The sequence below is a fragment of the Streptomyces sp. NPDC047022 genome, from assembly GCF_040644155.1.
In the GTDB taxonomy this organism is placed as follows: Bacteria; Actinomycetota; Actinomycetes; order Streptomycetales; family Streptomycetaceae; genus Streptomyces.
Genome location: NZ_JBEYVV010000008.1, coordinates 1 through 25,406 on the forward strand (window position 1 = coordinate 1; position 25,406 = coordinate 25,406).

Genomic DNA, 25,406 nt, shown 5'->3' on the forward strand with positions numbered 1-25,406 from the left:
CATCGCAAGGCGGAGGAGGGCGTCATGGCGGAGCCATGGCAACCGACGACAACGCGGCTGGGGGTACCCCCTGCTCGAAGAGCTTGGGGGAACGGCACCAGGGCCCGCGAGCCCGGTCTGATCCAAACGAGAGGCCGTAGTTCCCCGCGTCCCTGGTGGTTGGGGCGCGGGGAGTCTTCGGGTGTTGGGGAGGGTCAGGCTGTGGTTGCCGGTTCCGGGGCGGGATGTGGGGTTGCTTCGGAGGCTCGGGGGGCGGACGTGATGCGTGTCGCTCGGCGGGCCGGGACCAGGAGAGCCGCCAGGGCCGCGGCCAGGAGGAGCAGGGTCAGCAGCGCGAAGGCGTGGGTGTAGCCGTCGCCGTAGGGCAGGCCCGAGGGCTGGAGTCGGCCGGTGACCAGGACGCTGACGACCGCCGCGCCTATCGAGCCGCCGATCGTGCGGATGTTGGCGTTCATCCCGGTCGCGGCGCCCGTCTGCTCGGGCGGAACACTGCCGACGATCAGGTTGGCCATCGAGGCGAAGGCCAGTCCGATTCCGAGGCCGAACACGCCGGCGACGACGGCCACCTGCCACCGGCTGTCGTGCCAGAGGGTGAGGAAGCCGCAGGCCACGGCGCCGAGTGCGGCTCCGGCCGTGAGGAGCTTCTTGGCTCCGAGCACCGGCTCCAGTCGGCCGCTGAGGATGCCCGAGAGGAACATGGCGATGAGCATCGGCAGCATCAGCAGCCCGGAGGCGGTGACGGAGGCGCCGAAGCCGTATCCGGCGGCGCGGGGCGTCTGCACGAAGCCGGGAAGGAAGGACCAGATCGAGTACATGCCCGCGCCGAACAGGAGGGCGACGGTGTTGGTCGTCCACACGGCGGGCAGCCGCATGACGCGCAGGTCGATCAGCGGGGAGCGGGTGCGCGACTCGGCCGACAGCCACAGCGCGAAGAGCACCGCGGCGGCCACGAACAGCCCGACCACACGAGCCGATCCCCAGCCCCAGTGGGCCGCCTCGCTCAGGGGCAGCAGCAGGGCGACCAGCCAGGCCGACAGCAGTCCGGCGCCGAGCCAGTGGACGCGCCCCTCGGCCCGGTGGGGCGTCTCGGGAATATAGCGGAGTGCGATCAGCGCGGTGACGGCGACCACAGCCACCGGGATCCAGAAGAGCCAGCGGTAGTCGAGCGCGGACACGATGGGACCGGCCGCCACCATGCCGACGCCGCCGCCCGCGGCGATCACCGCGGAGAGGTTGCTGATGCTGCCGGGGACCTCGGACGCCGCGAACTCGTCGCGGATGATGCCGAAGGACAGCGGGAACAGCGCGCCGCCGGCACCCTGGACGGCACGGGCGACGATCAGTGTTCCGATGTTCGGAGCGAGCGCGGCGAGCAGACAGCCCGCCAGTACGGCGATCAGTACGGACACGAGCGTCCGCTTGCGTCCGACGAGGTCACCGACCCGTCCCAGGATCGGGGTGAAGACCGAGGCGGACAGCAGATAGGCCGTCATCACCCAGGTGGCGGTGGACTGTGAGGTGTGCAGCGCGTGCTGGACGGTCGGCAGGGCCGGCGCGATCAGCGACTGCAGCATGGAGAACACGCCCGCACCGGTCGCGAGGACCGCGAAGGTGAGGCGGGTTGACTTCCGAGGCATGTATGGACTCCGAGACTGGGGGGTGCGGCCGGGGTCGCCCGGCCACCGCCGCGGGGAGCGAGCGGTCACGGTACGAAGGGGCGGGCGGGCGCGATCGGCGCGGGCCCGAAGTCAGCGGGATGAGCGAAGGGGTGCGTGGCTGCACGCGTCCGTGGGCGGACGCACCCCGACTGCTAAAGTGGAGGTATGCCTCCACTGTACCGGAGGCAAACCTCCGCTTCAAGCGTTCCGGCCGGGAGGCACAGTGACGGTTCAGTCGTTCCCCGTCAGCGAGATCGTCGCGTCCCAGCGTCCGCACCGTAAGGACGCCGCCCGCAACTACGACGCCCTGATCGCCGCGGCCCGCGAGATCTTCTCGGAGCACGGCGCGGAGGCTTCGCTGGAGGACATCGCGCGCCGCGCGGGCGTCGGCATCGGCACGCTCTACCGGAACTTCCCCACCCGCCGTCATCTCTTCGAGAGCGTGTACGCGGGTGAGGTGAACGACCTGTGCCGGGTGGCCGAGGAAGCCGCGGAACTGGAGCCCTGGGAGGCGCTCTCCTCTTGGCTGCGCCGGTTCGTGGACTACACGGTGACCAAGCGGGCGCTGCGCGAGGCGATGGACGACGAGTCGGAGATCTTCCTGGCCTGCCGGGAGTCGATGTACCTGGCGGGCGGCCCTTTGTTCGAGCGGGCTCAGCAGGCCGGTGAGGCCCGTACGGACATGAGGTTCGACGACCTGCTGCGCATGGTGGCCGGGATCACGGCCACGAACTTCCTGGACGACGCCCAGCGCGACCGGGTGCTGAACATCGCCCTGGACGGGGTGCGGACCTCCCGCGGCTGACCCGGAGCGCGCGGGCCCGTCCCCCGCTTGCCACCGCTCGTACTACTGGTTCCAGCTCTCGTCGTAGGGGTCCTTCGGGGTCGGCACCGGCCTGGCCTGGATGACGTCGATGTACGGGATGATCCCTCCGTTGACTGGATCCTTGGTCCGCTCAGCCGTGTAGGTGCCGGTGACCTCGAGCCACGCGTCGGGCTGGAGCACGGGCGGCAGTTTCCCGGACAGGCCGACCTTGACCGGCTGGGCGTCGGCGGCGCAGCAGTTGAGGGCCATGCGGACGAGGTAGGGCTTGCCGCCGCTGTCGAGGGCCACGAAGCCCGTGATCTGGATCTGCCGGTTGCCGAGGGTGCGCCCGTGCCCGTAGGCCGCGCGTCCCGCGTAGTCCACCAGGCTGAGCGGGGCCGGATCGCTGGACGGGAGTGCCGGATAGGCCAGGGGCGGCTGGATCGCCGTACCGCTGCGCACGGCGGTGTAGGAGCCGAGCGCGGGCGGGGCCACCAGGATGAGGGCGAACAGGGGCAGGACCAGGAGCCAGGAGATGCGCGGCTCCCGGTGGCCGTGTCCGTGCCCGTCGTCGTGGCCCGTGTCCTGGGCGTCCTGTCGCTTGGACCTTCGCGCCATGCGCAGTTCGTACCAGGCGGTGGCGGCGGACGCCACGATCAGGACGGCTCCGGACGCGAGCAGCAGGGGCTGGAGCCCGGCCTTGACGTACCGGAGATAGAGACCGGTGGTTCCGGCGTGCAGCATCGCCCCGCCGAGCAGGAACAGGACGGCCGCTTGTGCCTGGCGGTTCACAGCAGCACCGCCCCGACCAGCAGCGCGCCCACGATCGCCAGGACGAAGGTGACGGGCGCGAACCGCAGCGCGAAGGCGCGGCCGAAGGTACCGGCCTGCATCGCGAACAGCTTGAGGTCGATCATCGGTCCGACCACGAGGAACGCCAGCCGGGCGGTGAGCGAGAACTGGGACAGCGACGCGGCCACGAACGCGTCGGCCTCCGAGCAGATGGAGAGCAGTACCGCCAGCACCGACAGTGCGAGGATCGCGACCACCGGGTTGCCCGCCGCAGTGCGCAGCCAGCTCGCCGGGGCCACGGCCTTGAGGGTGGCCGCGGCCATCGCGCCGACGACCAGGAATCCGCCGGCGTGCATCACGTCATGCCGTACCGAGCCCCAGAACGCGGCGCCCTTGCTATCGCCCTCGTACGAGGCCCGCGCGGGTGGCCGCAGCCAGTCGGCACGGCCCAGGCGCTGCCACAGCCAGCCCATCGCACACGCCACCAGGAGGCTGGCCGCGAACCGGCCGACCACCATCTCCGGATTGCGCGGGAACGCGACGGCCGTGGCGGTCAGCACGATCGGGTTGATCGCGGGAGCGGACAGCAGGAAGGCCAGGGCGGCGGCGGGTGTCACACCGCGTCGCACCAGCGCCCCGGCGACCGGCACCGAGGCGCATTCGCAGCCGGGCAGGATCGCCCCGGCGACGCCCGCGACCGGCACCGCGAGGGCGGGCCGCTTCGGCAGCGCGCGGGCGAAGAACGACGGCGGGACGAACACCGCGAGGGCCGCCGACAGCAGCACACCGAGGACGAGGAAGGGCAGCGCCTGCACGACCACCGCGAGGAACACGGTCATCCAGCTCTGCATCACCGGTGCGCCCAGCGCCCGCCGGACCGGGCCCTGCCCGACGACCAGCAGGAGCAGCAGCAGGACCAGGCCCAGGGACGAGTTGAACTGCCAGCCCTGCGGATTCCCCTCCTCGCCTTCGCGCCGGTCGGCCGGGGCCGGGGGTGCTTTGACGATCGTCACGGGCGGGGTACCTCCACGGGGAGCGGGCTCGGCGGGATGCTTCCCGCTCCCCTTCGGTACGTCGCCACCGGCGCCGGGTCTCATCCCGGACCGGGGACTTTGCCGCTCGATGACCCTTTCTGTACCTGGTCGTCAGCGGTTCGCCGGGCTCGGCCGCTCCTGCGGTGCCTCGACGTGGCGGCGCCGGGAGAGGGAGGGCAGGCTCGGCACGCTCAGGAAGCCCTCGGCGCGCGCATTGGCGATACCGATGCGCGGGATGTCGCTGGTCTTCTCGAACAGCAGGAAGCGAGGCTCCCAGACGGGCCGGTACTTCGCGTTGGCGCGGTAGAGGGACTCGATCTGCCACCAGCGGGAGAAGAAGGTCAGCACGGAGCGCCACAGCCGCAGCACGGGCCCGGCGCCGAGACGGGAGCCGCGTTCGAAGACGGCGCGGAACATCGCGAAGTTGAGCGACACCCGTTCGATGCCCATGTCCCGGGCGCGCAGCAGCAGCTCGATGACCATGAACTCCATCAGGCCGTTCTCGGAGCTTCGGTCGCGGCGCATCAGATCGAGCGAGAGGCCCTTCTCGCCCCAGGGGACGAAGCTGAGCAGGGCTCGCGGCTCGCCTTCGGCGTCGTTGCACTCCAGCATCACGCAGCTGCCGTCGGAGGGATCTCCGAGGCGGCCGAGCGCCATGGAGAAGCCCCGCTCACCGCCGTCGCGCCAGTGGTCGGCCTTCTCGATCAGGGTGGCCATCTCGGCGTCAGGGATCTCGCCGTGGCGCCGGATCCGTACGGTGAATCCGGCGCGGCGGACGCGGTTGTGCGCCTGGCGCACTACGCGCATCGCCCGCCCTTCGAGGCTGAAGTCGGCGACGTCCACGATCGCCTCGTCACCCATTTCCAGAGCATCCAGGCCGTGCCGGGCGTAGATCGTTCCGGCCTCTTCGCTGGCGCCCGTGACGGCGGGCGTCCAGGCGTGCTGCCGGGCCTCCTCCAGCCATTCCTCGATGGCTCCGGGCCAGGCTTCCGGGTCGCCGATCGGGTCGCCCGCGGCCAGGGTCACCCCGCCGAGGACCCGGTAGGTGATGGCGGCCTTGCCGCTCGGGGACCAGATCACGGCCTTGTCGCGGCGCAGTGCGAAGTAGCCCAGGGAGTCGCGTTCGCCCTGCTTGTCGAGCAGGGCGCGCAGCCGCCGCTCGTCCTCGTCGCCGAGGAGTTCCGCGCCGCGTGGAGCGCGGAAGCAGGCGTACAGGACGAACAGGAAGGAGATCGCCATCAGGACGTTGATGGTGATGTCCACCCAGCGCGGGGCGTGCACGGCGGCCACGCGGTCGGCCAGTGGGCCCACGCTGACGCCGCGCAGCAGGGAGTACGCGATCTCGTCGGTCAGGGTGGCGCCGGGCAGCTTGTTGGTGGCGTTCACCAGCAGGGTGCCGATGCCGCCGCTGACGAGGATGCCGCAGGCGGCGACGATCAGGGCGAGCTTGGGGTTGGAGCGGTCGCCGATGGCCCTGAACTCCCTGCGGCCGATCAGCAGAGCGGCCACGAACGCACCGGTCAGCAGGACCGAGATCCAGTTCAGGACGTGATGCCGGAACTCGGCCTGGGTGAGGGCGAGGACGTAGAGCGCGAACAGGGGACCGGCCAGCAGCAGGTTCAAGATCCACGCGGCCCGCTTGCGGCGCCGCATGACCACGGCGAGGAACAGGGCGAGAGCGGCGGAGGCAAGGCCGGCGGTGGCGAGGTACGGGGTGAAGAACTCACCGGCGTTGTGCTCGTGGACCTCTTCACGGAAGGGCAGCGAGAGGACCGCCACTATGTTCAGCACGGCTTGCAGCCTGAGGTACCAGACCGTGGCCACGGCCGCCCCCGGGCGCAGGCGCGCGAGCAGGGAGGGGCGCTCCTTCCCTGTGTCCTGCGAGTCCCGGCCGCGCTGCTGAGGGATCAGTGGTCGTTGCTGTGCGGGCACCGAGATGATTCACCTTGAGGAGAGTGAGGCCGGAACTACCGGCGTGGGCAGGATCTGACACATAGGACGCGGACAGCCTGTTATTGGTTCTGTCCGACGCGCCCATCGACCCTACAGTCGGCAAGAGCTATGAGAACCCTGTGGACGGTAGGAGTCAGGAAAGGATGGAAGAACCGGGCGGGTGAGGGGCGGAAAGAATCACTCGTTCGGGACCGTCCGGCAGCCGCTACGAGGCCGTCTCCTCCGCGCCGACGGCACGGTCGGGATCGGCCTGCCCGTGGGCCGCGTGCTCATGGTGCTGTTCGCGGTGCCCGGGGCTGACGCGCTCGCTCAGGAAGGGCACGAGTCCCCGTTCCAGTACGGCGCGCTCCCATTCCTCGCGAGCGCGGCGCACTTCCACATGGCGGTCCGCGAGATCGTCGCCGCCCTGTCCGTAGCGGCCCCGCGCGCGGGCCACCAGCAGCCAGGCGAGATCCCCGAGGGCCGCTCCCGACGTCACCGCGGCGGCGATCACCCCCGCCATCACGAGCCCGTCGTCGAAGTGGGGGCGCACGGCGAACGCGCGCAGACCGAATCCGCACAGCAGGAAGACGCCGGTGACCACGATGCCGAGGCTCGGCACCAGTACCGCGAGTACGCGCAGGAGTGCCTCGGAGCGGCGGTCACCACGGGTGAGCCTCCCGTTGCGGGCGACGGCGGTGGCGCGCAGCGCGAGGTAGCGGTTGTACTCGTCGGCCGCGACCCCGGCGAGACGGACGCGCGACTCGAGGGCCTGCGCACGCAGCCGCTCACGGGAGGGGCACGCCTCGGTGACGCGGATCGCTGCCGCGAACCGCGGAAGGTCCAAGGCCCGGTCCACCACGCTCTCGAAGATCGGGCCGTTCTCCGGTGACGGCTCGTCCGGCTCCTGCACAGATCCCCCGATCGGCGACCACGCACCGGCCGATGCCGGCCGGCTGACGAATGAGCCAAACCCTACAACATGTAGGACATTCGCCAGGGGAGACTGTTGACATCGGGCGCATCAGGTGCGCAGCCGTGATCCGATGATCCGCTCAGCGGTCGTCTGCGGCGTCCGCGTCCAGGCCGGTGCAGGCCACCTTGCCGTCCACCACGGCGCACGCCTCCACCCCTTCGGGCGAGGCGACGGCGAGCATCGGGCTCGCCGTGCCGGCGGACCCGTCCCCCGGGTACTTGGCGGACAGCACATCCTGGCCCGAGCGGACCGAGATCACACGGGCGTCCGACGCCCGCGCCTGGACCTCGGCCCAGGCCGCGCGGCAGGACGGGGAGTACTCAAGGCGTACCGCGTACGACGACGCACGGACCGAGTTCTTGGTCTGCGCGTCCCTGTCGCACGCGGACACCCCGGGCAGCTGGCCCTGGCAGGAGGCGCCCCGGCAACGGGGCGACCCCTGGGCCGTCCGGCCGTCCGGCGCGTCGGAGCCGCGGGTCGCCACCACGGTGACGCCCACGGCGGCCACGGTGACGAGCAGCGCGAACGCCGGCAGTGGCTGCCGCAGAAGCCGGGAACGCCGGTCCGTCCGGACATCGCCGGGCGCCTCCGGGTCCTCTCCCGACGCACGCTCGGCCGCCTCCCACAGGGCCAGCACCGGACCGGGGTCGGCACCGGCGAGCCGGGCGAGCGCCTCCACCGCCGAGCGCGGGGGTCGCTGGACGCCGTTGAGATAGCGGTGCCAGGCGGACTTGCTGTACGGGGTGCGCGCCGCCAGGGCCGCGAGGCTGAGGCCCGTACCCTTCTTCAGGTCGCGCAGTCTGGCCGCGAACGGCCCGTCCAGCTGCCCGGGCGGGGCGGCCTCCGGCCCGTCGGGCGCCTCTGTCCGCGCCGCGCCCGCTGTCACCGTCCCGGTCCTTGGGGCTGTCTCATGGCATGATCCCTCAACATCCCTCAGTCCCTCAGTCCCTCAACGCCGATTCCAGTATGGGCGGTTCGCCCCGCTTGTCGGAATGTGTTCCCTTGAATCCCCTGCTGCCACACATCGGGATCCGCATGAGATCGGTGAGGCGGTGAGTTGACGGGGCGGCGGCGCACGGACCCGCCCGGGCACACGGGTGACCGGGCGGGCCGTTCCTTCGGGAGGGGAGAGGACGAACGGGTCAGCACCAGTGCACGTACCTCCATACGCGGACGTAGTGGGCGGAGACGTACCCCTTGCCGTGTGCGAGCCGGTACCAGCGCGGGTTGCCGTAGATGTACGAGCCGTTCCTCTTGCAGACCACCAGCACGCGTCCGTGGTAGCGGCGGTGGCCGACCACGCGGTATCCGAGTCCGGGACCGGAGCGGATGTTCAGCGCGGAGTGACGCGTGGCGACACGGCCCATGACCCGGGTGCTACGGCGGTGGTACACCGCTCCCGTGACGTGGTGGAGGCGACGCACGTGGCGGACATAGCCGGTGTGCCGGATGAACCCGGAGTGCCGGACGTACCTGGTGTGCCGGACGTACCCGGCGTGGCGGATGTGGCGAGTATGACGGATGTGACGAAGATGGTGACGGCACCGGTGGACGCGGTACGCACGGTGCCGGACGGGCGCGGACCGGGCCGCAACGGGGAGCAGCGGGTGCGGGTGGTGCGGGACCGTCACTACGACCGGCGCCGGGGTGATGTGCTCACCCGTGGCGGCCACGGCCGTGGGCGCGAGCGCGAACATCGCGACCACGGCCGCCAGGCCGCCCTGCAGTGTCCGACGAATCATGGAAACCTCCGTGCTGACAGTGCAGATCACGAAGCGTGATCTCGTCGCCCAGAGTTTCCGTGCCGAGGGCCGGGAATTCCGTTCCGGCGTCCCAGGGATGCGGGGGACGTCCCATGGGACACGGGCTCAGAACCGACCTGCGCTGATTCCCGCCGCCCGGCCGCCGGCCAGCGCTTTCGAACAAGTGACCGTCATGGCTGCGCGGCGCTCGCGGCGGGCTTCCACCCCCGGTGCGGCGTGCCCGGCCTGCCGGCTGGGTACCGACCGCCCACGGCCGTCACACGGTTCGGACCCGACGCGCGATCACCTCCATGCACACGCGATAACGCTCGCTGACGGAGTAGTGCAAGGGCTCGAAACCGTGCTCCTCCAGGAAGTCGTAGAGGCGCTGACGGCTGAAGTTGTGGAAGTGCTCGAGCTCCCCCCAGTAAGGGTTGACGTCGCCCGCGTCGAGCAGCCGCCAGGCCGCACAGCCGTAGTTGGGCATCGACGCGAAGATGACTCCGTCCTCCCGCAGCAGCCGGTGCGCGGCGACCAGGCCCTGACCGGGATAGGGCATGTGTTCCAATACGTCAGCCATGCTGATGACGGAGTACCGGCCCGGCTCATCGAGCGTCGTCAGGTCGGCGCAGCGGGCCTCCACGCCGAGCCCGCGCATTCCCTCGGCGGTCGACGGCCGCAGATCGAGCCCCTCGGGCGCGAAGCCCCACTCCTCCGCGGTGAACAGCAGCGATCCGTTGCCGAAACCGACATCCAGCCAGCGGCCGTCCGGGACGTACCGCGCCACGCGCTCCACGATGCGCGCCGACACATAGCGGTTCTGCTCGAACGCCGCGCCCGGCTGCTGATTCGGGTTGGTCGAGGAGAAGACCTCCGCGCAGACCTCATCCGCGAAGTAGCCGTCGGTGAAGACGTGTCCGCAGGCGGCGCAGCACATCCACGTCATGATCGGCTCGACCACCGGCTTGTACAGCGGATGTTGTGAGCAGTTCCCCGTCCGGAGCGTGGAGAACCGAGGAGAGGAGCAGAGGGGGCAGGCGTCGTACAACACCCGCGGCTCGGCCAGGGGCGGCGGCGCCATGAGAGAAAGCACCCTGGAGACCGGATCGGCGATCATGCGGCACAGCCACTGTCCCACTCGACGACATGACGACGTGCTCACGCCCCGCAAATTTCCGCTCGTCATGATGGGATGGCGCACCTGCTGCGCTCCAGGCAATCGCACGTCATGCAGTCGACTACCTGCGCACGCCAACCGGCTTCATCGCCGCGGGAATCCTGGCACTCAGCTTCATGCGGGAGAAGTCGAGATTCTTGGCCACTCGATCCCGCTCCCCCGCAGGGAGCGACTTGTTTCGCAGAAGCCTCTCGCAGCCTTCTTTCGCTTCTTCATACCGGCCGGTCCAGTAGGCTGCGATGGAAAATTCATCGAGCGCACGCCAAGCGTACCAACCGTGTTCCACGAAAAGAATGTCGTCCGGTCGAGGGATATTGACGGCCGCTTTCCCGAACGCGTATGCCGTCTGCCAGCGCCCCGACAGCCGACACAGACGGGCGAGCTCCCCCGGGGCTTCGGCCCGGACCGGCCTGGTCTCGTACGCCCGGACATACCGGTCCATGACGACACTCACGTCATGCCCCAGCCGCTCCGAGAGGCGCGCGGCGTACAGCTGGGAGCAGAACACCTCCTCCGCCCAGCCGCCCATTTCCGCACGGCGGTCGTAGGCTTCAAGAGACTTCTCCGGTTCACCCGCGTCGCGCCAGCTCTGTGCGAGGTAGAAAACGTACCGCGCATTGTCGGGCTCTTCACGGAGCCCCTCCTCGAGGATCGCGGCATCTTGCAAGTACTTGGCGCGCTGCCCCTGCTCCTTGAGGCGTGCCCCACCGCCGAGGGAAAGGATATTGAAGCCTTTGATGGTCGCGCGATCGTATTCCCTGCCGCATTCGATGTACTCGTGCAGCACTCCGACATAGCGCCAGGGCAGCCGTGTCGACACCAGTGCCGGACGCCAATGGATGATCGGACCGTCGTGCAGTGCCACCATGTAGGCGTCTTGCGTGAGCTCGGGCATGGTGAAATTCGAATCGATCTCCATCTCGTCATCGGCATCGATGAACAGGAGGTACGTCGCAGAATCACGAGCCAGCTCGATCGCTTCCGAGCGACTCTTCCCGAATCCCTTCCATGACCGCTCGTACAGGTTTCCGGGCACATCACGGTAAACTTCCCGGATGATGTCCTGGGTGCCATCGGTCGAGCCCGTGTCAACGATCGCCCATGTATCGATCAGGGGGCGAACCGATTCAAGGCACCGCTTGATCACGTGGGCTTCGTTCTTGACGATCATGTTGAGGCAAATCTTCGGCTTCATCTGCAACCCCGAGGATTCTCTTAGACCTTCCCCGCCGCCCACACGCACTGGCGGCCGACCAGCCCTGCGCACTGATGCTGACATTCGGGGTTGCACCAAAGATCACGCCACGCTCTTGACGTCACCCGAGAAGCCGTACATACACGGCCGCATCGGCACTTCCGGCCGCCCGGCACTCTTCATTTCGGTCAAACCCCGTACCGGACAGCTGAATTCGGTCCCGCGTCTCACATCTCGCGAACGTCCCATCCCGTGCCGCGCCGAACCGGCCTGGCTCAAGGCTCAGTTCGCACGCTTCAGCACCACGATTCCGTCGTCGCTGCCCATCGTGGTGTACCCGGCTTGACGGTCCGCGTCCAGGACTCTCGCCTCGGTCGCCAAGTCGTACGGCCAGCGTTGGAACAGTGGCACCGCCGTGTCCACCACGATCCACTGTGGATTGGGGCGGCTCTCGCCCCAGCCGAAGATACTGACGCTCGTGCGGTTCGCAAGATGGGGTACCAAGGTGTTGCTGGCCTGGACCGTCACATTGTCGGGGACCAAGGCCATCATCCGCTGTGCTGCGGCGACATGAGGGTCGTTCTTCCACGTGGCCGGCTGAAAGACCCCCCACAGCGGGAACTGGGGGAAGAGCAGCAATGTGATCGCGGCAGAGCCCATGAGATATCGCTTCAGGCCGGCCGGCGACGAACGCCGCCGCTCCAGGGCATCCACGAAGGCGATGAAGATGATCGGCATCAACACCAGGGAGTGATGGGTGTCGGTACGCCAGGCGACGATATAGGAGCCGACGAACCGCCACAGCATGGTGGGCAGCGCGACGAGGATCAGCGGAGACCGAACGGCCAGGCCCAGGGTGGGTGCCAGCACCAGAAGAAGCGTGGTCATCTTCACATCGGGTGTGATCACACCCACGGTGTAGTGGTAGAGGACATCTCCGAGTCCACCGCCGCCGGGTGTCTTGAGCCAGTCCGTGCGGTCCAACGATCCGGACGTATTCAGCCCCGGCATGACAACGAGCAAGGCCACGGCGCTGGCCGCCAATCCGGCCAGGATCGTGGTGATGCCGAGCTTTCGGTCACCGCGCCGGATGATGAAGCCGCCGATCACGGCCGCGGTCACTCCGAGATCTTCCTTGACCAGGATCAGCGGAAGCGCCCAGAGCGCGGCCTGGCGGAGGCGACCGTCCACGAGGCTGATCAGCGAGCACGTGATGAGCGGTAGCGCGAAGGCCACCTCGTGGAACGAGCCCTGCACCGCGCTCGCCACACCCCAGGAGAGCCCGTACGCCCCGCCGATCACCACGGCCGGAACGTCACCCAGCCTCCGCCGTGTCCACAGGAGCAACGGCACCACGCTCGAGGCGATCAGGGCGGACTGCACGACCATGAGGGTCTTGGGTGTCGACCACAACGCGTAGAACGGTGCAATGAGAGCGAGAATCGGCGAGAAGTGGTCTCCGAGGACAGGAAAGCCCGCTCCCCTGACTTCGGATACAGGCCAATGCCCCTCGGCGTAAGAGCGAACGGCCTGTTCAAATACCCCGAGGTCGAAACCGAACGTATACAGGCGCTCATGGAGCCGGATTGACACCGTCAGATAGAGGAAGAACAGCGTGCCCGCCAGAGCCCACATCCACCAAGTGATACGGAGGCGATCGAACTCGGCCGGGTCGCCTTCCTCCCCACTCCCCATAACCGACTGCTCGGATTCATGGGGACTGGCGGTGGACACGGTCATGGCGGTCCTTTCTGAGCGACATGCAATGTCGGTCGCCCATTATGCCAGCGACAGCGTTCCTCCTATCTCCGGGAAACTCCCGCGAGTTGTCGGAGATACGAGTGATTTCTCCTGCGGATATCTGATGATGTGTTGATGCGTCGATCTCGAACCCGAACGGGCGGCCGACGGACAGCACGGCCACCCCGTACGGGACGGACGCGGCCCACCCCGCACACAAGGCGGGGTGGGACGCGTCGCCCGGCTACCGCTCCGCCGTCCCCGGGGACTGCGGCGCGGGTGCGTAGCCGGCGGGCCTGGCGGTGAAGACACCGCGGCCCTGGGTGCGGCTGCGCAACCGGGTGGCGTAGCCGAACAGTTCGACCAGCGGCACGGTGGCATCGACCGCCGTCACTCCGGGCCGCGCCGTGGAGCCGAAGACCCGGCCCCGGCGTGACGCGAGGTCACCGAGCACCGAACCGAGGGCGTCCTCGGGCACGGTGACCGTGACCTCCGCGACCGGCTCCAGCAGGGTCATCGCGCAGGCCCGCAGCGCCTCCCGCAGGCCGAGCCGGCCGGCGGTGCGGAACGCCATCTCCGAGGAGTCCTTCGGATGAGTCCCCCCGTCGGTCAGCACGACGCGCAGCCCGGTCACCGCATGCCCGCCCAACGGGCCCTCGGCGAGGGCGTCACGGCAACCCGCCTCCACGGCACGGACGTACTCCTGCGGCACCCGCCCGCCGACGACGGCCGAACGGAACTCGAAGCCGCTCGCGGCGTCGTCGCCGCCCGCGGCCTCAAGCGGTTCGACGTCCAGCACGACATGCGCGAACTGCCCGGCGCCGCCGTCCTGTTTGACGTGCCGGTACACACGGCCGACGACACCACGTGCCACCGTCTCCCGGTAGGTGACCCTCGGCCTGCCGACGTTGACGTCGAGGCCGTGGGCGCGGCGGACCTTCTCGACCGCCACTTCCAGGTGCAGCTCCCCCATTCCGGACAGCAGCGTCTGACCGGTCTCCGGGTCGCTGCGCAGGACCAGCGAGGGGTCCTCCTCGGCCAGCCTTGCCAGCGCCGCCACCACCCGGTCGGTGTCCGTGCTCGCACGGGCCTCGACCGCGACGGACACGACCGGTTCCGCGGCCACCGGCGGTTCGAGGACCACCGGTCGGCCGGGCGCGCACAGCGTCGATCCGGCCCGGGCCGCCTTCGGCCCGGCCACGGCGACGATGTCCCCGGCCACGGCGACGTCCAGCTCGGCATGGCGGTCGGCCCGAACGCGCAGGATCCGGGCGATCCGTTCCGTCCGCCGGGTCGTCGCGTCCAAGACCGTCTCCCCCTTCCTCAAAGTTCCCGAGTAGATACGCAGATAGGTGAGCCGTCCCGTGGCGGCGGCGCTCACCTTGAACGCCAGCGCGGCGAACGGAGCCCGCGGGTCGGCGGCCCGTTCCTGTTCGCCGCCGTCCCCAGCGCCCCGCACGGGTGGTACGTCCAGCGGTGAGGGCAGATAGGCCACGACGGCGTCCAGCAGCGGCTCGATGCCGCGGTTGCGGTAGGCGGAACCGCACAGCACCACCACGCCCTCACCGGAGCGCGTGAGGTCACGCAGCGCCCCGCCGAGGGTCCGCTCGCCGAGTCCGGAACCGGCGCAGAACTCCTCCAGCGCCCCGGCGTGGAGCTCGGCCACCGCCTCCTCCAGCAGGGCACGGCGACGCAGCGCATCCTCGCGCAGGGCGTCCGGTACCGGGCCTTCCTCCGGCGTGTCCGCGCCGTCGGCCCATACCAGCGACCGCATGCGCAGCAGGTCCACCACTCCGGTGAAGCCGTCCTGCGCACCGATCGGCATCTGCACGACCAGAGGCGACGGATGCAGTCTCCGGCGTATCGAGTCGACCGCCGTGTCGAGGTCGGCACCGGCCCGGTCCAGCTTGTTGACGAAGGCGATGCGCGGTACGCCGTACCGGTCGGCCTGCCGCCACACCGACTCGCTCTGCGGTTCGACGCCGGCGACCGCGTCGAACACGGCGATGGCGCCGTCCAGTACGCGCAGCGAGCGTTCGACCTCGTCGGCGAAGTCGACATGGCCCGGGGTGTCGATCAGGTTGATCCGGTGTCCGTCCCAGGCGCAGCTGACCGCCGCGGCGAAGATGGTGATGCCGCGGTCTCGTTCCTGCGGGTCGAAGTCGGTGACGGTGGTGCCGTCGTGGACCTCTCCACGCCGGTGGGTGGTCCCGGTGGCGTACAGGATCCGCTCGGTCACTGTCGTCTTCCCGGCGTCGACGTGGGCGAGGATGCCCAGGTTGCGAACGGCGGCGAGCCGATGGTCGATGAGCTGGTGGTCAGGGTTGCGGTGAAGGTCGGTGCGCACGGCCCGTGGCCTTTCAAGGGTGATCCGAACAGGGCGGCGCGATTCCCGGACGAACGGGCCCCCGAACAGGGCGACTCGAGGCAGCCGCACGTATGGCGCGGAGGGACTGCGCCTCAGGGTGTCGGCGTGGTGTTCAGAGGTTCGTCGCGGGCATCCGGTCCCGGCCGCGCAGCCGGTACCGGACGTGCCGGGACACGAGGATCACCTCGAACCGTGACGGGGGGACGACAACAGCGGTGCGCTCACGCACGGCCGGGCTCCCCTCACTCGTCAACGGCGCGCGCCACTCGGTCTGTTGGAGCGGCGCGCGATTCGTGATGAGTGTAGGAGGACGAGCAGGAGCGGCGCACCGGGTTTTCACCGGTGCGTACACGGGGCTGACACCAGTGCCGCGGGACGCGGGATCATCCGGGGGAGCTGCGCTCCGCGGGCAGGTCGAAGACATGCCCCGGTGTGGCGATCCTCGTGATGGCCTCGCCGACGAGGGTGCTGGGCTCCTGGCCGTCGTGGGAGACATCGGTGTTCAGCAGCACGACCAGCGTCGCGCCCGCGGAGGGCAGATGGACGGTCAGGGACTCGTAGCCCGGCAGTGAGCCGTTGTGCCCGATCCAGCCCTGGACGTTGAAGACACCGAGGCCGTATCCGGCGCCCGGGACGGTGGTCGGGGGCGTGGTGAGCCGCTGCTTCTGCAGGGCCGGGCTGATCAGGACACGGCCGTTCGGGAGCCGGCCCGTGGCGACCGTGTGGGCCCATACGCGCAGGTCCTGAAGATCGGAGATCATCGCTCCGGCCGCCCAGGCCCAGGAGGGGTTCCAGTCGGCGGCGTCCTCGGTCCTCCCGCTGGCGGTCTGGTCGGTGTACCCCTGTGCGTGCGGGTCGGGGAACGCCGGGCCGGCCGGGAACAGCGTGTGGTCCAGTCCGGCCGGTGCGAGGACGTTCGCCCGTATGAAGTCGCCGAGCGGCAGTCCGCCGGCCTTCTGGACGACGAGGCCGAGCAGGATGAGATTGGTGTTGGAGTAGTCGAACCGCTGCCCCGGCGGGAACTGCGCTGGATGCCTGAAGGAGTATTCGAGCAACTGCCGTGGAGTGAATGACCTTTGCGGGTCGGACGTCAGGTCCTTGTAGAACGATTCGTCGGCGGAGTAGTTGAACAGTCCGCTGCGCATCCCGGCCAGCTCGCGCAGGGTGATCCTGTCTCCGCCCGGCACCCCGGCGACGTACTTCGTGATCGGGTCGTCCAGCCGCACCCGGCCGCGGTCGACGAGCTGGAGCAGCGCCGTCACGGTGAACGTCTTGGTCTCGCTGCCGATCCTCATGAACAGGTCCGGCGACATGCTCAGACCCCTGGCCTTGTCCGCGACGCCGAAGGACCGTACGTAGCTGTCCCCGTCGGCTGTCCACAGGCCGACCGTCGCGCCGGGGATGTGCGCCACACGCATGACCCGTTGGACAGCGTTGTCAAGCTGCCGTGCCACCTCAGGGGTGAGCCTGCGCATGCCGCCGACGGACGACGGCTTGGCGATGGTGAGCGAGTCGGGGAGGGTGACGGCGAAGGTCGTGGGCTCCGGATCCAGCAGCCCGAACGCGGCGCTCACCGCGAGCGGCAGTGCGAGCGTCCCTGCCGCGGCGGCTGCAGCGGCTCCCCTGCGCAACCGGGTACGGGCGTGCGTCATGGGCTGACTCCAACCGGGCCGTCATACACGGCCATGTCCGAGAACACAGACCCCGAGCTGTGGACTCAGCATATGAGCGCCCGCGCCTGGCCGCCCGGCGGCGCCGTACGCTCCGTGACCGCCGGGCTTCAGCCGCTGTACAGGCGGCTTTCGGGCACGCGCACGGTTGCGCCAGTCGGGCGACGCCCGGTGCCATGGGGCGGCCCGTCCGGACTGTCCGCGCGCCGCGTTCACGCACGACCTCTTTCCCCGAACACGCATGCGTGGGGGTGCCGGTGACCAGCACCACCAAGTCGCCGCGATCACCATGCGCTGGTCCATGGCTCCGGCAGCGGCTTCGGCCCTGCGTTCATGCGTGTGACGGACGCGCCGCCAGGGATCTACCGCGCGGAGAGCCGGTCCAGCAGATCCGACACATGACGGCACACCGCATCCCACGCATCAGCGGGAAGTTGACCGACGGCGGTGTCGCGCAGGGCGTGCAGGACATGGCCGGTGCCTACGCCGTCGGGCCGCGTGGCGCTGCCGCTGAGCACCTCGTAGCCGTCGCGGACGGCGACCCGGAGACGGCCTTCCCCCTCGCCGTCCGCATGCACGGCGGAGGCGACCACCAGCGGCGGCGGTCCTCCGGGCGCGGCCGTGTGCTTGTCGTAGGCGCTGACGGCCGGTTCCTGCCAGCGCAGACCGAGCAGGAGGGGGTGCTTGTCCACGACACCGGCCAGTTCGGTCTCGTAGACGGCGTCGCGTTCCAGAATCACGGCACGGGCGTCGAGGACGAGCGCTGCGGGGAGCAGGCAGCGCAGTGTGCTGCCGACGAGGTTGCCGCCGACGGTGGCCGTCCGGCGCACCGCGCCGGTGCCGACCATGGCCGCGGCCCGGTGGAGCGTCTCGGGCACACGGCCGTCGATGCGGTGCAGTACCACGGCCGCGCCCAGTTCACCGTGCCCGATCGCGTTGGCCTCGGGGAGTTCGCGCAGCGACATCGCCAGTTCGGGAAAGCCGTCCCGCTGCCAGGCGGCCCACACCAGCGTCGCCCCGCCGACCGGGACCGCGCCCTGGGCCATGTACTCCTGTGCTTCGGACACCGACGTGGGCAGACGCAACAGCACGGCAGCCGACCTGCCTTCCTTGTGGACGTGGGCGGTTGGGCGTGTCAGATCGGCCGGGAGGACGCCGACACGGCGCATTCTTCCCGCGCCCTCGGGGGCGCGTACAGGGCTCACGCACTCATCGCCCGCGCTGCACGGGCACGGGCCCGCGGAGCGGCGCCACGGCACCGGCGCCGTGCGCCTTCACCGTTTCCTCACCTCTTCAGCACCTGACCCTTACGGGTTGTGTAGGCTCCTCGCGCTGCATTCGCACCATCGAGGGGGGAACCTCATGCGCATACGCACAGTCGTGGCCGCCGCCGCCGCGGCCGGGACGCTCGGCATCGTCGCGGTCGGCCCGGCCCAGGCCACCGAGTATTCGTCGGCACTGAAGATCGCGGGCATCCAGTACGACGCACCGGGCCGGGACTCCAACAGCTGCTCGACGGGCAACGCCAAGAACGAGTACCTGACGATCAAGAACTACTCGCGCACCACGACCGTCAACCTCAAGGGGTACGTCGTCAAGGACGCCGCCGGCAACCACTTCACGTTCCCGGCGAACCACTACCTCGAGCCGGGGGACTACGTGAGGCTTCGCGGCGGTCACGGCACGGACTCCGACGCCGGCAACGTCGTGTACCGCCAGAACTGCAACTTCATGTGGAACAACGACAAGGACACCATCTACCTGTACAAGCCCGGCGGCAGCCGCGCGGACGTGCACTCCTACACGAAGAGCGGCTCCGACCGGGACGGCAACGGCTACATCACGTTCCACGGCTGACGCAGCGCCGTGGCTTCGCCGCCCGCCGCCGCGCGGTGGGCGGCGCGGCCACCCGGCTGTGCTGGTGACGCTCCATAGAATCCGCGTATGCGATTCGCGATGTCCATCCCGCAGTTCCACGCGGACGGCGAGTTCGGCCCAGCCGCGTTCCGCGCCTACCTCGCACGTGTCGAGCGGCTGGGGTTCGACAGCGCCTGGGCCCAGGAACAGACGCTCGGTTCGAAGCCGCAGCTCGGTCCGGCCGAGACCATGGCCTACGCCGCCGCGTGCACGGAGCGCCTGCGCCTCGGGTGCGTGGTCTTCGTGTCCACGCTGCACAGCCCGGCGCACCTGGCGAAGAGCATCGCCTCGCTGGACCAGATCAGCCGGGGAAGGATCGAGGCCGGCTTCGGCACGGGTGGCAAGCGACGGCCTTTCGGGGCCTTCGGCGTGGACCCGGACCGCTATGTCGCCCGGTTCTACGAGGGCCTCGAGGTGATGACACGCCTGTGGCGCGAGTCCCATGTCGACTTCTCGGGCGAGTTCTGGCAGCTGGCCGACGCCTCCATGGAACCGAAGCCGTTCCAGAAGCCCAACCCTCCGCTGTGGTTCGGCGGGAGCGGGCGCACCGCCCTGCGGCGCGCCGCGATGACGCCCGGCCTGTTCAGCGGCTTCTTCGGCGCGGGGCAGGCCACGACCGAGAAGTTCGCCGAGCAGGTGCGGACCGTGCGGGAGGCGCTGGCCGAGGCCGGAAGGCCGGCCCAGGACTTCGCCATCGCCAAGCGCGTCTACATCGCGGTGGACGACGACGCGCGGCGGGCCCGCGAACGGATCAACGACGAGCTGGCGGCCCTCTATATGACACGGTCGCCCGAGACCGAGGCCGCCGCGATCGCGGGAACGCCTGCCGAGTGCGCCCGCCGGCTCCACGAGGTCCTCGCCGCCGGCGCGGATCTCATCCTGTTCACTCCCCTGTTCGACCCTGCCGGACACGCCGAGCGGCTGGCCGGCGAAGTTCTGCCGGAGCTCGGTCGCTGAGGGAATGGTCGCGGTTCTGGACGCGGAGGCATCAAGTGATGTCCGAAAGGACATGGAACTACATACATATGTTCGATTGATGCGGATCGGTGCGAGGCTCCCTGCGACCCGTTGCCCCATCGAAGGAATTCCGGCGTGGAGCCCTCCCCCTTGACCGCCACCCAGTGGCGCACGTTCCTCAGTGACTACAGCTCCAAGTTCCTCAACTCGGACTATCTCCGCGAGGCCGATTCGGAAGGGACCGACCTGCTGAGTGAGGCCCAGCGGGAGGCCGGCTGGCTCGGCTACGAGCCGGCGAGCGAGGAGGCGATCCTGGCTGCCGAAGAGCGACTCGGGGTCCGGCTGCCGCCGACGTACCGGAACTTTCTGCTGACCACCAACGGCTGGAACAACATCGGCGGTCTCGATCTGCTCAAGGTCGATGAGATCGGGTGGTTTCCCGATCTGCAGGCCGAACTCCTCGGATGGTGGTCGTCGCCGGACATGGACCACTTCGCCGAGAGCGTCGAGATTCTCAAGCGGTGCCTGCTGATCTCGGTCGACTGGGGTGGCAGCGGTGGCAACTGGCTGTTGCACGCCGACAGCGCCGGGGAGAACGGCGAGTGGACCGCGTACGAGTGGTGGCCCGGCGAGGGCGGCGATCTTGAAGATCACGACAGCTTCGCCGCGATGGCCCTGCACGCGGAGGATGCCATTTCTTGAGGCGGTGGACAGCCTCGGAACAGCACCAGCAGCGGGGGTTCGCCCCGCCGTCATCTCGGCGTCACCTCCGGGACGTGTCCGGCTGTGACCGTCTCAGAAGTTGGCTATACAACTTTGAGCGGAGCAGCGAACATGTCCGACCCGTCCAGCCCTTCCGGCTTCCCCATCGGCGATATGCCGGTGATGTGGCTTCGCGACAACTGCCCGTGCGCACAGTGCCGCGATCCGCGCTCCGGGCAGAAGCTCTTCCAGATCGGTGACCTCCCGGCGGGCCTGCGGGTCAAGGCGGTGGCCGCCGCCGGGGGCGGCGCCGGGCAGGCCGTCGAGGTGGTCTGGGCCCCCGACGGCCACCGCTCGGCCTACCCGACGGCCTGGCTGGAGGCCAACCGGCCGGGGACCCCGGGGCGCCGGGACCGGCGTACCGAGGACGGAAAGGAGCTGTGGACGGCGCGCGACCTCGCGGGGCGGCTGCCCGGGGCCCGCTGGGAGGACTACGTGGGCGAGCCGGCCGTAAGGGCGCGGATGCTGGAGTCCGTGCTGCGGCTGGGCTTCATGGTGCTGCGCGGGGTGCCCGAGCGCGATGAGCAGGTGCTGGCAGTCGCGGAGACCTTCGGGCACGTCCGGGAGACCAACTACGGGAAGCTCTTCGACGTACGCGTGGAGCCCGACCCGAACAACCTGGCCTTCACCTCGTCCGCCATCACACCGCACACCGACAACCCGTACCGCGACCCCGTGCCGACGCTGCAGCTGCTGCACTGCCTGGTCAACGACGCGGACGGCGGCGACTCGGGCCTGGTCGACGGCTTCGGCGCGGCGGCGCTGCTGCGACGTGAGGACCCCGAGGCGTTCGAGGTCCTCGTCCGCACGCCCGTCCCGTTCGTCTTCCGTGACGCGGACACCGACCTGCGGGCCCACCGGCCGCTGATCGGCACGGACTCGCTGGGGCGGGTGCGTGAGGTGCGGTTCAACAACCGCTCGATCAGCACGCTGCGGCTGGCCGCCGGGGAGCTGGAGTCCTTCTACTCGGCCTATCGGACCTTTGCCGAGCTGTTGCTGCGGCCGGAGCTGAGGCTCGATCTGCGGCTGGTGCCGGGTGACTGCCTCGTGTTCGACAACACCCGGCTGCTGCACGCCCGTACGGCGTTCGCCCAGGACGGTGCCCGCCACCTCCAGGGCTGCTACGCGGATCTGGACGGTCTGGAGAGCACCCTGGCGGTGCTGCGGCGCGCGGACACCCTGGAACCGCTGGCCGAGCTGTTCGAGGGTGCGGGGGCCGTGGAGTACCTGGGAGAACCGGTCTCCATGGCCCAGCACATGCTCCAGGCCGGAGCGCTGGCCGAGGCCGCGGGGGCGCCGCCGCACCTGGTGGCGGCGGCGCTGCTGCACGACATCGGGCACTTCGAGGGTGACGCCGTCACCGGGAGGGACCTGATGGGCGGCAACGACAACCGGCACAGCCACACGGGGGCGGACTGGCTCGGTCGCTGGTTCGGGCCCGAGGTGACCGAGCCGGTGCGGCTGCATGTGGCGGCGAAGCGGTATCTGTGTGCGGTGGAGCCGGGGTATTACGAGGAGTTGTCCTCGGCGTCCAAGTACACGCTGGAGGTGCAGGGTGGGGTGATGAGTCCTGCGGAGGCGGCGGAGTTTGCGGGGTTGGCGGGGGCCGGTGATGCGGTTGCCGTCCGGCGGTGGGATGACGGGGCCAAGGATCCTCTTGGCGTTACGCCGGGGTTTGAGCACTTTTTGCCGTTGCTCGGTGGGCTGCTGCGGGGGTGATCGCGTTGCGCGGGGTTCTGTGTCGCGTCCCGCGCGGGTGCGTCGTGGGTCTTTGCGCAGTTCCCCGCGCCCCTTTCAGGGGAGTTGCTCCTGTGGCGTGATGGCGGTGCTGGGTTGCGGCTTTATCGGGCGCGGGGGTTGTGGTGGCGGCCCAGGGGGGACGTCGTTACCGAGTTGTGGACCGTGAAGGCGATCGTGCCGGGGAGGTATCGGTCCTCGGACCATTCCACCGGGGTGCCGGAGGGGTCCGTGGTGCGGCGGCGTTCGCGGAGCAGGACCTGGTCGGGTGGGCAGTCCAGCAGTCTGGTGTCGTCCGCGTCGGCCCAGGTGAGGTCGATGGTGTGGTCGGCGTCGGTGAAGTGCACGCCGTGCTGGACGAGGGCCTCGGTGTGGGAGACGGCATCGGGGGGCAGCTCGGCCACCAGGGCGCCCACCCTGGGCGGGTACAGCGTCCGTTCGACCATGACCGGCTCCCCGGACAGGGTGCGCACCCGGAGAACCAGGTACACCTCCGCCCCCTCCTCCAGGCCGAGTTGACCGGCTTCCTCCGGGTCGGCGGGGCGGCGTACCACGCGGTCCACCCGGCCGCCCGGTGTCTCGCCGAGGGAGCGGGCCCAGTTGGTGAAGCTCAGGAGTTCGGAGAAGCTCTGGGCGCGGGGGCCTCCCAGCACCGTGCGGGGCGTGCCGCGGCGGGAGGTGACCAGACCGTCCGAGCGCAACACGGCCAGGGCGTGCCGGATCGTGCCGCGTGAGACGCCGTAGCGTTCGGCCAGGGTCGCCTCGGGGGGCAGCTTGGCGCCGGTGGCGTACTCGCCCTGGATGATCGCCTCGCGGAGTTCGGCCGCGACCTTGCGGTAGCGCAGTTCGCTGTCCGGGTTGTCGTGCTGCTGCCGCACCGGGTCTCCTGGGCCGCTCATGGGTGGTGCGGGCCGGAACCCCGGCCCGCACCCGACCCTACCCGCAGCGCCCCCAGCAGGCGGGTTTCACCCGGCGTGCACGGTGCCCGCGTACCGCTGGGCGAACCGGGTGCCGGTACCGGCGGTGACCGTGAAGTCGTAGCGTCCCTCATCGGTGGGCCAAGTCAGCCGGGTGCGCTCCCCGGCTTCGACCCACACGGTCCGCTCCTTGCCCGCGAAGTCGTTCGGGGTGACCGTGAAGGCCGCCTCGGTGCCGCCGTTGTTGCGCAGCTCCAGGTCGAGCGACGCGTTCCCCGGGCGCCCGGAGTGCCTCAGTGTCGCCTTGACCGAGGGCACAGCCACATCGTCCTGGCCTGCGCGGACGACCGTGCCGGAGAAGCGGCGGACGAACCCGTCGGCGCCGTACACGGAGAAGTCGTAGCGGCCGTCGGTCGCGGAGGTGTCCCATACATAGGTGCGCGTCGAGCGCGGCGGGACCGTGAACGGGGTGCCGGTGAAGGGCAGGGCGGTGTTCGGCAGCACGGTGAAGTGGTAGCCGACGCTGCCGTCGTTGGTGAGGGTGCAGGTCACCTTGCCCGAGACGCGGTCCACCGCCACATCCGCCGACGGTCGGTACGGCAGCGGGCGGTGCGGGCGGTGTCCCGGTTCCTGGGCGGGCATGGACTGTTCGGTGGGTATCTTGACCGCGGGCAGGGAGTTGCCCGCGTCCGCCTTCGCCATCAGGGCCACCGTGTCGGGCAGTCCCGGGATGCTGTAGTCGGGCTTGGTGAAGTCGAAGCAGCTGGTGAGGTCGCCGCAGACCGTCCGCCGCCAGTCGGAGATGTTGGGCTCGTGCACACCGGTGACGCGCTCCAGGAAGCGCAGCACCGAAGTGTGGTCGAACACCTCTGAGTTGACCCAGCCGCCGCGCGACCACGGGGAGACGACCCACAGCGGGACGCGGCTGCCGAGGCCGATGGGCTTGCCGCCCGCGAACTCGTCCTTGGTGCCGGGCTCGGGGAACGGCGGGATGACATGGTCGAAGTAGCCGTCGTTCTCGTCGTACATGAGCAGGAAGACGGTGTGCTTCCAGACGTCCGGGTTGGAGAACAACGACTGGAGCGCGGTGTCGACCCAGTGCGCGCCGTAGTCGGGGCCGGCCGCCGGGTGTTCACAGAACAGGTAGGGCGCCACCAGCCAGGAGACCGTGGGAAGGGTGCCGTCCTTGCAGTGCTTGTCGAACGCCGTGAGGTCCCACTTCGTCATGGCGTTGATGTAGCGGGGGTCGTCCTTGGGGAACTCGTGGAACTGCTTGAAGTAGGACAGCGCGTTGTCGTCGTAGTCGCCGTACCGGTCGTCGGAGCCGTCGGGATTGTGGTAGACGCGCCAGGTGATGCCCGCCTTCTCCAGACGCTCGGCGTACGTCGTCCAGTCGGCCACCGGGTTGTTCGTGACGGGTGTGTTGTCGGTCCAGGGTCCGGTGGTGCCGTCGACACCGGGCCCGGCGGTGCCGGTCCACAGGTAGAGGCGGTTGGGGTCGGTGGGGCCGTTGAGCGAGCAGAAGTAGCCGTCGCACAGGGTGAAGGCGTCGGCGAGGGCGTACTGGTAGGGGATGTCCTGCCGGGTGAAGTAGCCCATGGTCCGCTCGCCCTTGGCCTGCACCCACTTGTCCATGGCCCCGCCGTCGACCGCGGTGTGGCCGGTGTCCCAGTCGTGCGGGAGGCCCCCGGCGTTCTGTGCGTTGTACTTGGTGGTGTCCATGCGGAAGGGCAGGAGGTAGCCCTCCTTGCGGCTTCTGTCGGGCTGGCGGAACACCGTGTCGCCGCCGGCGAGGACACTCGCCTGCCGGTCGCCGAAGCCGCGTACCCCGCTCAGGGTGCCGAAGTAGTGGTCGAAGCTGCGGTTCTCCTGCATCAGGATGACGACGTGCTTGACGTCGGCGATACTGCCGCGTCCGGCGGCCTGAGCCGTGCCGGGGAGTCCGGCGGCGATGGCGGCTGAGGCCGCCGCGGTGGAGCCGATGAAGGTACGGCGGCTGATCTCGGTCATGGGAGGAAGTCCCTTCG

20 protein-coding genes are annotated in these 25,406 nt (G+C 69.7%); 5 read left to right on the plus strand and 15 right to left on the minus strand.

Annotation, left to right across the window (positions count from 1 at the left end; translation table 11 throughout):
- Positions 1–194 precede the first annotated feature (194 nt).
- On the minus strand, positions 195–1,637 hold the full coding sequence (locus tag ABZ845_RS11485) for an MFS transporter (RefSeq protein ID WP_360976448.1): 1,443 nt from the start codon (positions 1,635–1,637) through the stop codon (positions 195–197).
- A gap of 244 nt (positions 1,638–1,881) precedes the next feature.
- Between ABZ845_RS11485 and ABZ845_RS11490 the strand changes: the two genes are divergently transcribed.
- Positions 1,882–2,463 (plus strand): helix-turn-helix domain-containing protein, encoded by a 582-nt coding sequence (locus tag ABZ845_RS11490; protein WP_360976451.1) that lies wholly within the window; start codon positions 1,882–1,884, stop codon positions 2,461–2,463.
- 42 nt (positions 2,464–2,505) lie between these two features.
- Here ABZ845_RS11490 and ABZ845_RS11495 read toward each other — a convergent pair whose 3' ends face one another.
- From ABZ845_RS11495 to ABZ845_RS11550, 12 genes are all read right to left on the minus strand, one after another.
- Positions 2,506–3,255, minus strand: a complete 750-nt coding sequence (locus ABZ845_RS11495; protein WP_360976454.1) for a TIGR03943 family protein — start codon at positions 3,253–3,255, stop codon at positions 2,506–2,508.
- Positions 3,252–4,268 carry a permease gene (locus tag ABZ845_RS11500; protein ID WP_360976457.1) on the minus strand — a complete coding sequence of 339 codons (1,017 nt, stop codon included), beginning with the start codon at positions 4,266–4,268 and terminating at the stop codon, positions 3,252–3,254. Before ABZ845_RS11500 ends, ABZ845_RS11495 begins: the two co-directional genes overlap by 4 nt.
- Before the next feature lie 132 nt (positions 4,269–4,400).
- Positions 4,401–6,143: a phosphatidylglycerol lysyltransferase domain-containing protein gene (locus ABZ845_RS11505; protein ID WP_360976930.1), complete on the minus strand. Its 1,743-nt coding sequence runs from the start codon at positions 6,141–6,143 to the stop codon at positions 4,401–4,403.
- Positions 6,144–6,447: 304 nt separating this feature from the next.
- Positions 6,448–7,134 (minus strand): hypothetical protein, encoded by a 687-nt coding sequence (locus tag ABZ845_RS11510; RefSeq protein ID WP_360976460.1) that lies wholly within the window; start codon positions 7,132–7,134, stop codon positions 6,448–6,450.
- A gap of 142 nt (positions 7,135–7,276) precedes the next feature.
- The gene (locus ABZ845_RS11515) at positions 7,277–8,083 is read right to left on the minus strand and encodes a DUF2690 domain-containing protein (protein WP_360976463.1); all 807 of its coding nucleotides are present in this window, start codon (positions 8,081–8,083) and stop codon (positions 7,277–7,279) included.
- Between the two features lie 256 nt (positions 8,084–8,339).
- Positions 8,340–8,939: an SH3 domain-containing protein gene (locus tag ABZ845_RS11520; RefSeq protein ID WP_360976466.1), complete on the minus strand. Its 600-nt coding sequence runs from the start codon at positions 8,937–8,939 to the stop codon at positions 8,340–8,342.
- A gap of 277 nt (positions 8,940–9,216) precedes the next feature.
- On the minus strand, positions 9,217–10,020 hold the full coding sequence (locus ABZ845_RS11525) for a class I SAM-dependent methyltransferase (protein ID WP_360976469.1): 804 nt from the start codon (positions 10,018–10,020) through the stop codon (positions 9,217–9,219).
- A gap of 157 nt (positions 10,021–10,177) precedes the next feature.
- The gene (locus ABZ845_RS11530; protein WP_360976472.1) at positions 10,178–11,287 is read right to left on the minus strand and encodes a glycosyltransferase; all 1,110 of its coding nucleotides are present in this window, start codon (positions 11,285–11,287) and stop codon (positions 10,178–10,180) included.
- A gap of 306 nt (positions 11,288–11,593) precedes the next feature.
- Positions 11,594–13,051, minus strand: a complete 1,458-nt coding sequence (locus ABZ845_RS11535) for a DUF2079 domain-containing protein (RefSeq protein WP_360976475.1) — start codon at positions 13,049–13,051, stop codon at positions 11,594–11,596.
- 244 nt (positions 13,052–13,295) lie between these two features.
- Positions 13,296–15,398, minus strand: a complete 2,103-nt coding sequence (gene fusA / locus ABZ845_RS11540) for an elongation factor G (protein WP_360976478.1) — start codon at positions 15,396–15,398, stop codon at positions 13,296–13,298.
- 404 nt (positions 15,399–15,802) lie between these two features.
- Positions 15,803–17,071: a serine hydrolase domain-containing protein gene (locus ABZ845_RS11545; protein ID WP_360976481.1), complete on the minus strand. Its 1,269-nt coding sequence runs from the start codon at positions 17,069–17,071 to the stop codon at positions 15,803–15,805.
- A gap of 380 nt (positions 17,072–17,451) precedes the next feature.
- On the minus strand, positions 17,452–18,180 hold the full coding sequence (locus ABZ845_RS11550; protein WP_360976933.1) for an FAD binding domain-containing protein: 729 nt from the start codon (positions 18,178–18,180) through the stop codon (positions 17,452–17,454).
- Between the two features lie 271 nt (positions 18,181–18,451).
- Between ABZ845_RS11550 and ABZ845_RS11555 the strand changes: the two genes are divergently transcribed.
- From ABZ845_RS11555 to ABZ845_RS11570, 4 genes are all read left to right on the plus strand, one after another.
- Positions 18,452–18,946 (plus strand): lamin tail domain-containing protein, encoded by a 495-nt coding sequence (locus ABZ845_RS11555; protein WP_360976484.1) that lies wholly within the window; start codon positions 18,452–18,454, stop codon positions 18,944–18,946.
- A gap of 87 nt (positions 18,947–19,033) precedes the next feature.
- A complete protein-coding gene (locus tag ABZ845_RS11560; protein ID WP_360976487.1) occupies positions 19,034–19,963 on the plus strand; it encodes an LLM class flavin-dependent oxidoreductase in 930 nt (309 codons plus the stop codon).
- Positions 19,964–20,113: 150 nt separating this feature from the next.
- On the plus strand, positions 20,114–20,665 hold the full coding sequence (locus tag ABZ845_RS11565) for an SMI1/KNR4 family protein (RefSeq protein ID WP_360976490.1): 552 nt from the start codon (positions 20,114–20,116) through the stop codon (positions 20,663–20,665).
- A gap of 132 nt (positions 20,666–20,797) precedes the next feature.
- On the plus strand, positions 20,798–22,444 hold the full coding sequence (locus ABZ845_RS11570; RefSeq protein WP_360976493.1) for a TauD/TfdA family dioxygenase: 1,647 nt from the start codon (positions 20,798–20,800) through the stop codon (positions 22,442–22,444).
- Between the two features lie 122 nt (positions 22,445–22,566).
- Here the strand turns inward: ABZ845_RS11570 and ABZ845_RS11575 are convergent, their stop codons facing one another.
- Both ABZ845_RS11575 and ABZ845_RS11580 read right to left on the minus strand, forming a co-directional pair.
- On the minus strand, positions 22,567–23,340 hold the full coding sequence (locus ABZ845_RS11575; protein ID WP_360976496.1) for a GntR family transcriptional regulator: 774 nt from the start codon (positions 23,338–23,340) through the stop codon (positions 22,567–22,569).
- An 87-nt stretch (positions 23,341–23,427) separates the two neighbouring features.
- The gene (locus ABZ845_RS11580) at positions 23,428–25,389 is read right to left on the minus strand and encodes a phosphocholine-specific phospholipase C (RefSeq protein ID WP_360976499.1); all 1,962 of its coding nucleotides are present in this window, start codon (positions 25,387–25,389) and stop codon (positions 23,428–23,430) included.
- Positions 25,390–25,406 lie beyond the last annotated feature (17 nt).

What these genes read in the sequence shown, in the direction of transcription:
- ABZ845_RS11530 (WP_360976472.1), bottom strand. Translation starts at nt 11,287, where the DNA reads ATGATCGTCAAGAACGAAGCCCACGTGATCAAGCGGTGCCTTGAATCG.
- ABZ845_RS11560 (WP_360976487.1), top strand. Translation starts at nt 19,034, where the DNA reads ATGCGATTCGCGATGTCCATCCCGCAGTTCCACGCGGACGGCGAGTTC.
- ABZ845_RS11520 (WP_360976466.1), bottom strand. Translation starts at nt 8,939, where the DNA reads ATGATTCGTCGGACACTGCAGGGCGGCCTGGCGGCCGTGGTCGCGATG.
- ABZ845_RS11535 (WP_360976475.1), bottom strand. Translation starts at nt 13,051, where the DNA reads ATGACCGTGTCCACCGCCAGTCCCCATGAATCCGAGCAGTCGGTTATG.
- ABZ845_RS11525 (WP_360976469.1), bottom strand. Translation starts at nt 10,020, where the DNA reads ATGGCGCCGCCGCCCCTGGCCGAGCCGCGGGTGTTGTACGACGCCTGC.
- ABZ845_RS11570 (WP_360976493.1), top strand. Translation starts at nt 20,798, where the DNA reads ATGTCCGACCCGTCCAGCCCTTCCGGCTTCCCCATCGGCGATATGCCG.
- ABZ845_RS11485 (WP_360976448.1), bottom strand. Translation starts at nt 1,637, where the DNA reads ATGCCTCGGAAGTCAACCCGCCTCACCTTCGCGGTCCTCGCGACCGGT.
- ABZ845_RS11555 (WP_360976484.1), top strand. Translation starts at nt 18,452, where the DNA reads ATGCGCATACGCACAGTCGTGGCCGCCGCCGCCGCGGCCGGGACGCTC.
- ABZ845_RS11580 (WP_360976499.1), bottom strand. Translation starts at nt 25,389, where the DNA reads ATGACCGAGATCAGCCGCCGTACCTTCATCGGCTCCACCGCGGCGGCC.
- ABZ845_RS11545 (WP_360976481.1), bottom strand. Translation starts at nt 17,071, where the DNA reads ATGACGCACGCCCGTACCCGGTTGCGCAGGGGAGCCGCTGCAGCCGCC.